The sequence below is a fragment of the Microbacterium sp. C-MGS6 genome (assembly GCF_058140415.1).
On sequence record NZ_CM176934.1, the window covers coordinates 2059903 to 2073848 of the forward strand.

Annotated in this window: 11 protein-coding genes; 6 read left to right on the plus strand and 5 right to left on the minus strand. The window is 68.2% G+C overall.

Annotated elements, in window-relative coordinates; genetic code table 11:
- Positions 1 to 71: 71 nt before the first annotated feature.
- Entirely contained in the window at positions 72 to 1289 is a 1218-nt protein-coding gene (gene hemW, locus AC3B5L_RS10070) for a radical SAM family heme chaperone HemW (RefSeq protein WP_187661668.1), read from the minus strand.
- Complete coding sequence (locus AC3B5L_RS10075; RefSeq protein WP_187661669.1) at positions 1289 to 1942, minus strand: DUF1990 domain-containing protein; 654 nt, start codon at positions 1940 to 1942, stop codon at positions 1289 to 1291. The genes hemW and AC3B5L_RS10075 overlap by 1 nt, the downstream gene beginning before the upstream one ends.
- Before the next feature lie 257 nt (positions 1943 to 2199).
- Here AC3B5L_RS10075 and AC3B5L_RS10080 point away from each other — a divergent pair, with 257 nt between their 5' ends.
- On the plus strand, positions 2200 to 2436 hold the full coding sequence (locus AC3B5L_RS10080; RefSeq protein WP_490095726.1) for a GIY-YIG nuclease family protein: 237 nt from the start codon (positions 2200 to 2202) through the stop codon (positions 2434 to 2436).
- 196 nt (positions 2437 to 2632) lie between these two features.
- Here AC3B5L_RS10080 and lepA read toward each other — a convergent pair whose 3' ends face one another.
- The gene (gene lepA, locus AC3B5L_RS10085) at positions 2633 to 4501 is read right to left on the minus strand and encodes a translation elongation factor 4 (protein WP_259952209.1); all 1869 of its coding nucleotides are present in this window, start codon (positions 4499 to 4501) and stop codon (positions 2633 to 2635) included.
- Positions 4502 to 4743: 242 nt separating this feature from the next.
- Here lepA and AC3B5L_RS10090 point away from each other — a divergent pair, with 242 nt between their 5' ends.
- The 5 genes from AC3B5L_RS10090 to AC3B5L_RS10110 all read left to right on the plus strand — a co-directional run bounded on the left by AC3B5L_RS10090 (position 4744) and on the right by AC3B5L_RS10110 (position 11242).
- Positions 4744 to 5727 carry an ABC transporter permease gene (locus AC3B5L_RS10090; RefSeq protein ID WP_101845332.1) on the plus strand — a complete coding sequence of 328 codons (984 nt, stop codon included), beginning with the start codon at positions 4744 to 4746 and terminating at the stop codon, positions 5725 to 5727.
- A gap of 1 nt (position 5728) precedes the next feature.
- Positions 5729 to 6667 carry an ABC transporter permease gene (locus AC3B5L_RS10095; protein WP_062766635.1) on the plus strand — a complete coding sequence of 313 codons (939 nt, stop codon included), beginning with the start codon at positions 5729 to 5731 and terminating at the stop codon, positions 6665 to 6667.
- A complete protein-coding gene (locus AC3B5L_RS10100) occupies positions 6664 to 8592 on the plus strand; it encodes an ABC transporter ATP-binding protein (protein ID WP_187661672.1) in 1929 nt (642 codons plus the stop codon). The genes AC3B5L_RS10095 and AC3B5L_RS10100 overlap by 4 nt, the downstream gene beginning before the upstream one ends.
- A gap of 131 nt (positions 8593 to 8723) precedes the next feature.
- A complete protein-coding gene (locus tag AC3B5L_RS10105; RefSeq protein ID WP_187661673.1) occupies positions 8724 to 10436 on the plus strand; it encodes an ABC transporter family substrate-binding protein in 1713 nt (570 codons plus the stop codon).
- A gap of 74 nt (positions 10437 to 10510) precedes the next feature.
- The gene (locus tag AC3B5L_RS10110) at positions 10511 to 11242 is read left to right on the plus strand and encodes an alpha/beta fold hydrolase (protein ID WP_259952206.1); all 732 of its coding nucleotides are present in this window, start codon (positions 10511 to 10513) and stop codon (positions 11240 to 11242) included.
- Here the strand turns inward: AC3B5L_RS10110 and AC3B5L_RS10115 are convergent.
- A complete protein-coding gene (locus AC3B5L_RS10115) occupies positions 11234 to 12472 on the minus strand; it encodes an MFS transporter (protein ID WP_259952204.1) in 1239 nt (412 codons plus the stop codon). The genes AC3B5L_RS10110 and AC3B5L_RS10115 overlap by 9 nt on opposite strands.
- A complete protein-coding gene (locus tag AC3B5L_RS10120) occupies positions 12469 to 13842 on the minus strand; it encodes a glycoside hydrolase family 1 protein (RefSeq protein ID WP_490095727.1) in 1374 nt (457 codons plus the stop codon). Before AC3B5L_RS10120 ends, AC3B5L_RS10115 begins: the two co-directional genes overlap by 4 nt.
- Between the last annotated feature and the right edge of the window lie 104 nt (positions 13843 to 13946).

Sequence of the window (13946 nt, forward strand, 5' to 3'; positions counted from 1 at the left end):
CGCCCTGAGTGCCAATCCTACCTCCTGCGATCGGGAGTTCTCCGAAGGCGGGACGGCCCGGGCGGCGTCGCTCAGTCCGTCAGCTCACGCACCACCGCGTCGGCGAGGAGGCGACCGCGCAGCGTGAGCTGCACGCGACCGCGGATCGCCGCCGGCGCATCGATCAGGCCGTCGGCGATGAGCCCGGCGACGCGGTCCCTGTTCCGCTCCGGGACGTCCGTCACCGCGATCCCTTCGCGGATGCGGCTGAGGAGGAGGATGCGCTCGAGCGTCTGCGCCTCCTGGTCGGGACGTTCGCGACCTGCCGCCGGCGAGGATGAGGCGGCCAGCCGCTGTGCGTAGGCCGCCGGGTGCTTGACGTTCCACCACCGGAGCCCGGCCACGTGGCTGTGCGCCCCGGGGCCGAAGCCCCACCAGTCGCTCCCCCGCCAGTATGCGAGGTTGTGCCGCGACCGCTGCCCTTCGCTGCGGGCCCAGTTGCTGACCTCGTACCACTCGAACCCGGCGGCGGCGAGGCGCTCGTCCGCCATCTCGTACATGTCCGCCTGCAGGTCGTCGTCCGGTGTCGGCACCTCGCCACGACGGATCTGCCGCGCGAGCTTCGTGCCGTCTTCGATGATGAGCGCGTACGCGGAGATGTGGTCGGACTCCAGGGCGAGCGCGGCGTCCAGGGATGCTTCCCAATCCGCGAGCGATTCCCCCGGCGCGCCGTAGATGAGGTCGACGCTGACGGCGAGGCCCGCGTCCTTCGCGGCGGCGACCGCGGTGCGCACGTTCTCGGGCCGATGCGTCCGATCGAGCGCGGCGAGCACGTGCGGGACGGCCGACTGCATGCCGACGGAGAGTCTCGTGACCCCCGCCTCTGCGAGGATGCGCGCGACCTCCGGCGTCACCGTGTCGGGATTGGCCTCGACCGTCACCTCGGCACCCGGAGCGAGCCCGAACGCCGCGGTGGCCGCTCCCAGCATCCGCGCCAGATCGCCTGCCGGCAGCAGCGTGGGTGTGCCGCCACCGAAGAACACCGTGTCCATCGGCCGCAGCGCTCCGGCGTCCTCCAGCACGGTGCGGGCGAGGGCGATCTCGCCGATGAGGGTGGACGCGTAGTCCTCCTGCTTCGCCCCGCGGAGCTCGCTGGACGTGTACGTGTTGAAGTCGCAGTAGCCGCAGCGCACCCGGCAGAACGGGATGTGGAGGTAGGCGGAGAACGGCGTCTCCGCGGAGATCGGGAGGTCGGCAGGGAGTCGCCCGTCCGGCGGCGCGGGATCCCCGAGCGGAAGCGGTCCCGCCATCACACCGGGGTCGCGTAGAGCGGGGAGATCGCGCGGAGGTAGCGCGCGAAGAGCTCGCGACGGCGGCGCTTCATGAGGGCGGGGACGAGGCGATAGAGCAGCGTGTTCGGGGCGTCGAAGGCGCGGACGGTGAACCACACCTCGTCGTTGTCCTCACGCCAGTCCACATCGAACGACTCCTCGCCGCGGACCACGGATCCGCCCACCGTGCCCAGCACGAAGCCGATCCGGCGGGTCTCCTCGGTGACGGAGATCACGCGCAGCTCCGAATCGGCGCGCATGCCACCGACACGGCCGCGCAGGTGGAGCGTCATTCCCGCGCCCACGAAGGGCATCCCCTCCGCGTCGTACCGCGGCTCCACGTCGCGCTTGCTCGGCGCGATCGGGTTCCCTTCGGCGTCGAAGCTCACGCCCGCGTACGCCGGACCGGGAGCAGGACGGACATCTTCCACGGAGAGCCCGGCGGCGCGCTGCGCCGTCCACGACAGCAGGGCCTCGCCGGCCGTCTGGAAACGCTCCTCACCGCTGCCGATGCGCCAGGATTCCTCCGCCGGGATGCTGCGCTCCGGCGGGTACTGCATCAGATCGGGGGCGTGGGTCGCACCCACGGCCGCATAGTCCACCGTGTCGTCTCGGAAAGTCCCGCGCCGCATGAGTTCCAGCCTACTTCGGGTTCCCTGAGCGAACACCCCCCGCGCCGCACGCCGTCACATCCCCCGGATGATGCTGGGTCCCTGAGCCTGTCGAAGGGCTGGATCCCTGAGCGTGTCGAAGGGCTGGGTCCCTGAGCGTGTCGAAGGGCGCACAACACTCAGTCCAAGGCTCCTCCACACCGCTGGGTCCCTGAGCTTGTCGAAGGGATCTCCTCACGCCCCGGCCAAGCCGCACGCACCTCCGCCATGATGGCCCGATGCCATGGGCCTACATCCTCGAATGCGCAGACGGCAGTTTCTACACGGGCAGCACGAACGGCGACCTCGAAGCCCGCGTCTGGGAGCACAACCACGACGACGCCTTCTCCGCCAGTCATACGCGGCGCCGGAGACCGGTCTCACTGGTGTACGCGGAGCACTTCGACACCGTCGACGCCGCCTTTTTCCGGGAGAAGCAGATCCAGGGGTGGAGCCGTGGAAGAAGATGGCGCTGATCGAGGGTCGGTGGGAGGACCTTCCGTCGTTGTCGACCTCGTACAGTGCGCTTCGACAAGCTCAGCGACCCAGCGCGGGCAGCCCCTGAGGACGGCGCGCTTCGACAAGCTCAGCGACCCAGCGTGGACCGACCCTGAGAACCGCGCGCTTCGACGAGCTCAGCGACCCAGCGCGGGCAGCCCGGAAGAACCGAGGCTACTTCTTGTCCTTGGTCTCGACGTCGCCGGAGAGCGCGGCGATGAACGCCTCCTGGGGGACCTCGACGCGGCCCACCATCTTCATGCGCTTCTTCCCCTCCTTCTGCTTCTCGAGGAGTTTGCGCTTACGGGTGATGTCACCGCCGTAGCACTTCGCGAGCACGTCCTTGCGGATCGCGCGGATCGTCTCGCGAGCGATGATGCGGGCACCGATCGCGGCCTGGATCGGCACCTCGAACTGCTGGCGAGGGATGAGCTTGCGCAGCCGCTCCGCCATCATCGTGCCGTAGGCGTACGCCTTGTCACGGTGCACGATCGAGCTGAACGCGTCGACCTTCTCGCCCTGGAGCAGGATGTCGACCTTGACGAGGTCGGCCTCCTGCTGCCCCGAGGGCTCGTAATCCAGGGAGGCGTAGCCCTGCGTCTTGGACTTGAGCTGGTCGAAGAAGTCGAACACGATCTCGCCGAGCGGCATGTTGTAGCGCAGCTCGACGCGCTCCTCGGAGAAGTACTCCATGCCGAGCAACGTGCCACGACGCGACTGGCACAGCTCCATGACGGTGCCGACGTAGTCCTTGGGCAACAGGATGGCTGCCTTGACCATGGGCTCCGACACCGAGCCGATGCGCCCATCGGGGTACTCGCTCGGGTTCGTGACGGTGACGGTCTCGCCGGTGTCGCTCGTGAGCACCTCGTAGATCACGCTCGGCGCGGTGGTGATGAGGTCGAGGCCGAACTCCCGCGCGAGGCGCTCGGTCACGATCTCCAGGTGCAGCAGGCCGAGGAAGCCGCAGCGGAATCCGAACCCGAGAGCCACAGAGGTCTCCGGCTCGTACTGCAGCGAGGCATCGGAGAGCTTCAGCTTGTCGAGCGCCTCGCGCAGTTCCGCGTAGTCGCTGCCGTCGATCGGGTAGATACCCGAGAAGACCATCGGCTTGGGGTCCGTGTAGCCGGGAAGAGCTTCCGCCGCGGGCTTGCGGGCGTTCGTGATCGTGTCGCCGACCTTCGACTGACGCACGTCCTTCACGCCGGTGATGAGGTAGCCCACCTCGCCGACGCCGAGACCCTTGGTGGGAGTGGGCTCCGGGCTCGACACGCCGACCTCGAGAGCCTCGTGGTTCGCGCCCGTGGACATCATCTGGATGCGCTCGCGGGGCGAGAGGCTGCCGTCGACCATCCGCACGTAGGTGACGACACCGCGGTAGGCGTCGTACACGGAATCGAAGATCATGGCGCGCGCCGGTGCGTCCGCGTCCCCAACCGGAGCCGGGATCTCCTCAACGATCCGGTCGAGCAGATCCTCGACCCCCATGCCGGTCTTCCCGGAGACCCGCAGCACATCCTCGGGCTTGCCGCCGATGAGCGAGGCGAGCTCCTTCGCGTACTTCTCGGGATCGGCGGCCGGGAGGTCGATCTTGTTGAGGACGGGGATGATGTGGAGGTCGTTCTCCAGCGCGAGGTAGAGGTTGGCGAGCGTCTGGGCCTCGATGCCCTGCGCCGCGTCGACGAGGAGGATGGCTCCCTCGCATGCCGCCAGCGACCGCGACACCTCATACGTGAAGTCCACGTGACCCGGTGTGTCGATCATGTTGAGCGCGAAGACCTCGTCGGCCCCCTGCGCCTGGGCGAGCGCCCAGGGCATCCGCACCGCCTGGCTCTTGATCGTGATGCCGCGCTCACGCTCGATGTCCATGCGGTCGAGGTACTGGGCACGCATGTCCCGCTCCGCGACCACGCCGGTGATCTGGAGCATGCGGTCGGCCAGGGTCGACTTGCCGTGGTCGATGTGGGCGATGATGCAGAAATTGCGGATCTGCGCAGCCGGCGTCGCGGCAGGCTGAAGAGGGGTGAGAGCGCGTGGGGACATGTCCCGTCGATTGTACGGTGAGGGCTCTCATAATCCCCATTCGGGCGTATCGGTGATAGTCTCCCGAAGTTGCCCGGGATCAATCCGTGACACCGGATCCCGTAAGCGATACGACTCCGTCACAGACTCCGTGAGGGCTGTCGCGTCGCGCGGAACGGCGGATGACACCCGATCATCCGCCCGGCTCAGCGTTGCGTCGGCAGACCCCGAGCGCGTCTGGAGAAGAGAAAGACAAATCCCCCTTGATCAAGTACCTCGCGCGCCGTGCCCTCGGCTGGCTGCTCATGATCGTGGTCGCGACGAACCTCACCTACTTCCTCGCGTGGGGCTTCCTCGATCCGCGCAGCAACTATGTGGGTCGTCGCCCTCCGCTCACCGAAGAGCAGATCGTGAACACCCTCGCTCCCCGCAACCTGAGCGACACCGTCCCGCTCATCGAGCGGTGGTGGACCTGGTTCACCGGCATCCTCCTCCGCTGGGACTGGGGCGTGAGCCCGACCGGCGGTTCCGTCAACGAGCAGGTCGCCTACCGCATGTGGGTCAGCGCAGAGCTCGTCCTCGGGGCGACGATCCTCACGACGGTCCTCGGCATCGCGCTCGGCGTCTACACCGCGTCTCGGCAGTACAAGCTCGCCGACCGCATCGGCCAGGCCACGAGCATCATCACGCTCAACATCCCGATCGTCGTCGCGGCCTTCGCGATCGTCCTCCTCGCGATCGGCCTGAACAACGCCACCGGTACCCGCATCTTCTACGTGACCGGCAACGCGAGCCAAGGCGTCGAGGGTTTCTTCCCCACGCTCATAGACGTGTTGCAACACCTGACGCTGCCGACGATCGCGCTGGTGCTCACCGGCTACGCCAGCATCCACTTCCTGCAGCGATCGCTCCTCCTGGACAACATCAACGCCGACTACGTCCGGACGGCCCGCGCGAAGGGCCTGACCAAGCAGCAGGCCATCCGGAAGCACGCACTTCGGACGTCTCTCATCCCCGTCGCCACGCAGGTCGCCTTCACGATCCCCGCGATCTTCACCGGAGCGGTGCTGACCGAGACGATCTTCGCGTGGAACGGCATGGGCCGGTACTTCATCGAGACCATCACCAAGAACGACATCCACGGAACCGTCGCGATCGCCGCCTTCGGTGCGGTCCTCACGGCGATCGGCGCCATCCTCGCCGACATCGCCGTCGTCGTCCTCGACCCGCGCGTGAGAGTGAGCTGACATGAGCACCGACATGCTCGACCCGACCATCCACCCGGAGCCGGAGACCGCCGGCCCCGAGACCACCCGCGTCGCCACCAAGCGGCTGTCGAAGTGGACGCTGTACTGGCGACGCTTCTCCCGGAACCGCGGAGCCCTCATCGGCCTCGTGATCTTCGTCGTCCTCGTGCTGTTCGCCATCCTCGGGCCCTTCATCGCCCGGTACGACCACATCGAACTCGACTTCCTGAACCTCAGCACTCCCCCGTCCGCGGAACACTGGTTCGGCACGAACAACGCCGGAAACGACCTCTTCGCCCAGGTCGCCGTCGGCCTGCAGCGGTCGCTCATGATCGCCATCACCGTCTCCGTCGGCGTCACGATCGTGTCCGCGCTCGTCGGCACGGCCGCGGCCTACTTCGGCGGCTGGACGGAGCGCATCTCGCTCCTGGTCATCCACTTCATGATGGTGATCCCGAGCTTCCTCATCCTCGCGATGATCTCGAACAAGGCCGGCGGCGACTGGCGCGTCATCGCCCTCATCATGATCTTCGTGATCGGGTGGTACTTCCCCGCCCGCGTCATCTGGACGATGGCCCTGTCGCTCCGCGAGCGCGAGTACGTCAGTGCCTCCCGGTACATGGGCGTCGGCGGCATGCGCATCGTGCTCCGCCACCTCCTGCCCAACATCGGCTCTCTCCTCGTCATCAACTTCACCCTCGGCGTCGTCAACGCCGTGGTGACGGAGACGGGCCTGTCCTTCCTGGGCTTCGGCGTCAAGATCCCCGACGTGTCGCTCGGTGCCCTCATCGGCGCCGGCTCGAGCTCGTTGACCACGGCGCCCTGGCTGTTCTACTTCCCGGCGGCGGCGCTGACCCTGCTCACCGTGTCGATGGCGCTCATCGCCGACGGCCTGCGCGACGCCCTCGATCCCACCTCGGCTGCTGGAGGCCGCGCATGACCAACGTCCTCTCCGTCCGCGACCTCAAGGTCAGCTTCGCCTCCGAGGCCGGCCGCGTCGACGCCGTCCGCGGCGTCTCCTTCGACCTCGAAGCCGGCAAGACCCTCGGCATCGTCGGCGAATCCGGCTCCGGCAAGTCCGTGACCTCGCTCGCGATCATGGGTCTCCTCGACGAGAACGCCAAGGTCACCGGCTCGATCATGTATGACGGGAAGGAACTCGTCGGCATGAGCGACAAGCAGCTGTCGGTCATCCGCGGCAACGGCATGTCGATGGTCTTCCAGGACCCGCTGACCTCGCTCACGCCGGTCTACACGGTCGGCGATCAGCTCATCGAGGCCCTCACGGTCCACCGCGGCCTGTCCAAGAAGGACGCCTGGGACCGCTCCGTCGAGCTGCTCAAGCTCGTCGGCATCACCGAGCCCGAGCGGCGGATGAAGTCCTTCCCGCACGAGTTCTCCGGAGGCATGCGGCAGCGTGTCGTCATCGCCATCGCGATGGCCAACGATCCGAAGCTCATCATCTGCGACGAGCCCACCACGGCCCTCGACGTCACCATCCAGGCGCAGATCCTCGACCTCATCGAGAAGGCGCAGGACGAGACCGGCGCGGCGGTGATCATGATCACGCACGACATGGGCGTGGTCGCCCGCACCGCCGACGACGTGCTCGTGATGTACGCCGGCAAGCCCGTGGAGCACGCGCCCGTGCGCGAGCTGTTCCACAAGACCCGCATGCCGTACTCGATCGGTCTGCTCGGCGCCATCCCGCGCGTGGACAAGGCCGAGAAGGAGCCGCTGACCCCCATCAAGGGGAACCCGCCGCTGCTCATCAACCTCCCGGACGCCTGCCCGTTCGCCGACCGCTGCCCGATCGTCATGGACGCCTGCCGCGCCAAGGAGCCCGAGCTGCTCCCCGTGCCGACGGGCTCTGGCGACCTGCATCAGGCGGCCTGCATCCGCGCGCACGAGATCGAGGACGGCGGCCTCCTCGGTGGCCTGCCCGTCTACCCCGTCCGCCCCGTCCCGGAGAGCGACCTCACACGGACGCCGCGTGAGGAGCGGCCGATCACGCTCGAGGTGAAGAACCTCCGCAAGACGTTCCCGTTGGTCAAGGGCGCGTTCTTGAAGCGCAAGGTCGGCGAGGTCCAGGCGATCAAGGGCATCAGCTTCGACGTGCGCGAGGGCGAGACGATGGCCATCGTCGGCGAGTCGGGCTCGGGCAAGACGACGACGCTGCTGCAGATCATGGACATGGTCAAGCAGACCGAGGGCGACATCGTCATCGCCGGCACCAGTGTCAACGACATCCACAGCCGCAAGGTCGAGCGCGCCCTGCGCCGCGACATCCAGATCGTCTTCCAGGACCCGATGGGAGCCCTCGACCCGCGCATGACGGTGGCCGACATCATCTCGGAGCCGCTCTTCGCGATCGGCACTCCCAAGGAGGAGGCGCACCGGCGGGTGGACGAGCTCATGGACCTCGTCGGGCTCAACCCCGCGCACAGCGACCGCTTCCCGCAGGCGTTCTCGGGCGGTCAGCGGCAGCGCATCGGCATCGCCCGGGCCCTGTCGACGAACCCCAAGATCGTCGTGCTCGACGAGCCGGTGTCCGCGCTCGACGTCTCGATCCAAGCCGGCGTCATCAACCTGCTCGACGAACTCAAGACCAAGCTCGGGCTCTCGTACCTCTTCGTCGCGCACGACCTCTCGGTGGTGCGTCACATCGCCGACCGCGTGGCCGTGATGTACCTCGGCGAGTTCGTGGAGCACGGCGACGTCGACCAGGTCTTCGACGACCCGCAGCACCCGTACACGAAGGCGCTGCTGTCGGCGATCCCCGTGCCGGATCCCGACATCGAGCGCACCCGTGAGCGGGTGGTCTTCGACGCCGAGACGATGTCGACGAAGCCCGCGACGGTCTGACCCGAAACCATGCGCCCGTTCCTGGTCACCGTCCGATAACGGTTAGGCGGCATTCACCGCAGTGCGGTGTACCGGGATAAAGCTCGAACTAGTCTTCCCTTTATGAAACGCCGAAAGGCGAAAGGAGCACCATGAAGAACAAGAAGTTGCTGGGGGCGGTCGCGATCGGCGGCGCCCTCGCACTCGCCCTCGCGGGCTGCGCGAGCGGTTCCGGGAACACCGGTGGCGGGGACAACGGCGAGAAGGTCGAGACCAAGACCGCCGACTACAACCCGCAGGACCGCAGCAACCTCCAGGAAGGTGGCGAGGTCAACTTCCCCATCAACGAGATCCCGGAGCAGCTGAACGGCTTCAACAGCGATGCCAGTGCTGACACCGCTCGCCTGTGGTCGTGGTACATGCCGCAGATCCTCCTGGTCTCGCCGGAGGGCGAGGTCACGAAGAACGACGCCTACCTCGATGCGTACGAGATCGGCGAGGAGGATGGCAACACGACCATCACCTTCACGTTCAAGGACGAGGCGCACTTCAACGACGGCACCGACATGGACTGGACGTCCATCGACGCCACGTGGAAGGCCAACCGCTCCTACGACGAGGGCTTCAACCCGAACGCGACCGACGGCTACAAGCAGATCAAGACCGTCGAGCAGGGTGACACCGCGAAGACCGCCGTCGTGACGTTCGACGGCATCTACGCCTGGCCGTCCATGGCGTTCCTCACGGGTGGCGTCCTGCACCCGGACATCGCCGACCCGGCCGTGTTCAACGAGGCCTTCATCGGCAACATGCACCCCGAGTGGGGCGCCGGCCCGTACACCGTCGACACGTTCGACGCGAACGGCGGCTTCGTCTCGTTCAAGCCGAACCCCGAGTGGTGGGGCAACGCGCCGCTGCTCGACACGGTCACCTTCACGGCCATGGAGCCCGACGCCTCGATCAACGCCTTCAAGAACGGCGAGATCGACATGGTGGGCGCCAACACCAACGACCGCCTGAAGCAGGTCCAGGAAGTGGACGACACCGTCGTCCGCCGTGCGCAGCAGACCGCCAAGACGGTCCTGCTCGTCGACGCCGACAAGCCGCAGTTCGAGGACATCGACGTGCGCAAGGCGTTCTTCCTCGGCGTGAACGTCGACCAGCAGAAGCAGATCGCGTGGAACGGCCTCGGCTACGAGGAGCCGGTCGCCGGTTCGCTCAACCTGTACTCGTTCCAGGACGGCTACAAGGACTCGTTCGCCGAAGCCGGTCTGAAGCACGACGTCGAGGGCGCCAAGAAGCTCCTCGACGACGCCGGCTGGACCGAGGGCGAGGACGGCATCCGCGAGAAGGATGGCGAGAAGCTCTCCGTCACGTTCCCGATCTTCGGTGAGGACCCGACCATCGAGGCCCTCGCGAAGTCGCTGCAGGCGCAGCAGAAGGAGATCGGCATCGACCTCAAGATCGATGTCCGCGCCTCCGCCGACTTCTCCAGCGACTTCACCACGAAGAACTGGGACGTCGTCTCGCTCCGCTTCACCGACTCCGACCCGTTCGGCCCGGCCTGGTTCTGCCAGCTCTACTGCTCGGACAGCGGTCTGAACCTGTCGGCGACCGGCACGGAGGAGATCGACAAGCAGATCGCCGACGAGGTCGAGAGCCAGAAGGACGCGGAGTCCTGGACCACCGCGGCGATGGACCTCGAGCCGAAGATCATCGAGCAGACGTGGGGCCTCATCCCGCTGTACAGCGGCCCCTCGATCTACGTGGTCAAGAACGGCCTGGCGAACCTCACGCCGGAGCCCTACGTCGGTCTCGACCTGTTCGGTGTCACGCCGGTCGAGAACGTCGGCTGGGAGAAGTAACACTCTCTGACACATCTCGTGTCGAAGCGGGGTCGGTGGTCCATCCACCGGCCCCGCTTCCTTATGCTGAAGGCGTGACCGTCCAGACCGTCCTCGTGCACGGCATCCGCACGTCCGCCACGATGTGGCGGTCGCAGGTCGAGTACCTGGAGGCGCACGGGCTCCCCGTCACCGCCGTCGACCTCCCCGGCCACGGCAGCCGGATGGACGAGGACTTCACCCTTCACGAGGCGCTGCACACGATCGACGCGGCCGTCCGCGCCGCCGCGGAGAAGGGCCCCGTCCTGCTGGTTGGCCACTCGATGGGCGGGCTGCTCTCCCTCGCGTACACGGGCGGGGCCGAGCCTCCCCCTGTCGACGGACTCGTCGCCGCCGCGTGCACGTCGCTCCCCCGCGGCCCCGGGCTGCGTGCCTATCGGCTGTTCGCCCGGGCCGTCGACTCCCTGCCGGACCGCGGCATGTGGCTGACGCAGCGGATGCTCGCCGCGACGATCCCCGAGGACAACCGCGGCGACTTCTCCGCCGGAGGATATGCGCTGGACATCCAGGACCAGACGCTCCGCAGCCTCGCCGCCCTGGACGTCGCCGCCGCGGTCCCCCGGATCCGGGTACCCCTGTGGTTCGTGAACGGCCAGTACGATCAGCTCCGGCTGAACGAGCCCCTGTTCCGGCGCCTGGCCCCGCAGGCGGAGCTCATCGTCGTGCCGCGGACCACGCACCTGCTCACCGCCATGCGTCCGCGGGTGTTCAACGCCGTCCTCGCCCTCGCGATCGCGACGATCGAGGAGCGCGCGGCGTCACGCTGAGGACACCCGCGGCCGCGCGGCAGCGGTGAGCGCTCCCCCGACGAGCGACAGGATGGCCGCCGCCAGGAAGACGAGCCAGAACCCGCCGGCCAGGGCGACGAGTCCTGCGCCGAGCACGGGCCCGATGAGCTGTCCGAGGGCGGCGGTCACGTTCACGATTCCGAGATCGCGCGCGTGATCCTGCTCATCCGGGAGCAGATCGGCGGCGAACGCGAGGCCCACCGTCGAGAAGGCGCCGTAGCCGACGCCCATGAACGCGGCGGCCACCATCGTCATCTCGAAGGTCGGTGCGGCCACGATCACCATACCCGACGCCGCCTGCACGACCGTGGCCCCCACGGCGAGCCGGCGCCGCTCCCCGGTGCGGTCGGAGACGATTCCGGTGATCACGGAGGCGAGCACCACGAAGACCGTGTATACGACGATCAGCAGGAGGAGGTTGTCCTGTGCGGTCGTGCTCTCCTGTCCGAGGCCGTGGAGGAGGAAGAAGAGGAACAGCGCCGTGCCGAGGGCGTTGCCGATGTTGGTGACGAGTCGTCCGGAGAGCATCCAGGCGAAGTCGCGGTCGCGGAGCGACGCCAGGCGGGGCCGCCCGATGCGCTGAGGACGCAGCGCCTCCGTGCTCGGCGGGTCCGGCAGCAGCAGCGCCGCCGCGACCCCGACCACCGCGATGATGCCGGCGAGGAGCAGATACCCGGCGACGATGTCGAGGCCCAGCAGCACGACGAGCCCGACCCCCAGCACGATCCCGACCGCCTGGCTCGACCCGACCGCGGCGGACGCGGCACCGCGCTGCGTCGTCGGGAGCTGGTCGGCGATGAGCGCGGTGAACGCGGCGGAGGAGACGGCGACGCCGATCGAGACGCCGACCCAGCCGGCGCCGACTGCCCATGGGCCCTCGGCGAACCCGGTGAGGACGAGACAGACGGCCGTGAGCGCGACCCCTCCCAGAGCCCATGGCCGCCGCCGGTGCGCGCCGGCGCGGGCTCGATCCGAGAGCGCCCCGGCGAGCGGCCCGGCGACGACGCCGGCGAGACCACCCACTCCGAGCACGATCCCGGAGGAGACGACGCCGCGGATCCAGTCGTCCTCCGGAGTGTCGAGCTGCAGCGGGAGAAGGAGCTGGACCGGGGTGAGCTGGACGGTCCAGATGGCGAGCCAGGCGAGCGTGAACAGCGACATCCAGCGAAGACCGGCGCGGCGGGCGACGAGGCCCGGGGTACCGGTCATGCCCGTGCCGCCGCGGCGTCCCTGGCCTCACGAGCGCCGGCGACGAGGTCGCGGTACCACCCGTAGGAAGCCTTCGGAGTGCGCTCCCCCGACGAGAAGTCCACGTGCACGAGACCGAACCGCTGAGTGTAGCCGTCCGTCCATTCCCAGTTGTCGAGCAGGGACCAGACCGTGTACTCCTCGACCGGGACGCCGGCATCGAGGGCCTCGCCCACCGCGTCGATGTGCGTGGAGAGGTAGGCGATCCGGTCGGCATCCTCGACGGCACCGGCGACGTCGGGTTCGGGGAAGGACGCTCCGTTCTCCCCGATGATGATCGGTGGCATGTCCGGGTGTCGTCGGTGCAGATCGATGAGGAGGTCGCGCAGGGCGGACGGCATGATCGGCCACTCCGGTCCGAACCCGGTGACGGGGACTCCGGGCGTGGGCACGATCTCGAACGGGATGTCGGCATCCGGAGCACCGGCGGTGACGGTCGTCGGGTTGTAGAAGTTCACCCCGTAGAAGTCGATCGATCCCGCGATGCGGGCGAGGTCGTCGCCGAGGATGGGCAGCGGCGGGAGTCCGCGTGCCTCCAGGTGCGGTGACGTCCCGGACAGCAGAGGCTCGCTGAACAACCGGTTGTGCAGGAGGTCGTACACCGCGGCAGCGGTGCGATCCTCCTCGGTGTCCCGCAGCGGCAGGACCCAGGTGTGGTTGTTGACGAGACCGACGCTCGCCGCACCTCGGGCATGCAGCGCCTCTGCGGCTCGGGAATGGGCGAGCAGCTGGTGGTGCACGGTCGGAAGCGCACCGAAGAGGAGCTGTCTCCCCGGCGCGAGTGCCCCGACCGCGTAGCCCTGCAGTGTCGTCATGGCGGGCTCGTTCAGCGTGTACCAGGAGGACACCCGGTCACCGAGACGGGCGGCGACGAGGGCGGCGTACTCGCCAAAGCGCTCGGCGGTGTCGCGGGCGAGCCAGCCACCGTCGGCCTCGACCGCGCTCGGCAGCTCCCAGTGATAGAGGGTCGGGAACGGGGTGACACCGGCCGCGAGCAGACCATCGACGACGCGGGCGTAGTGGTCCAGCGCTGCGATGTTCCCGGGTCCGTGACCGTCCGGCTGCACGCGCGCCCACGGGATCGAGAACCGGTAGCGATCGAGCCCGAGTCCGGCTGCCAGGGCGACGTCATCCTCCACACGGCGATAGCTGTCGCACGCTGGTTCCGCGGTCGAGCCGTCCCGGATTCGTCCCGGCTTCGCGATCTCGTCGTCCCAGATCGACCGTCCCGCACCGTCAGCACGACGGGAACCCTCGATCTGGACGGATGAGGTGGCGGCGGACCAGCGTAGCCGCGCACGCGCGGTCGGGTCGGTGCTGAGGGGGGTCATCGGGCTCCTGACGTCGTCGTCGTTGTGGATGATTCTGCACCCGGTCCCGCCTTCCGCGCGACGGCGTCTCGCCTGGGCGATGTCGTTTCGCACGATCCCACCCG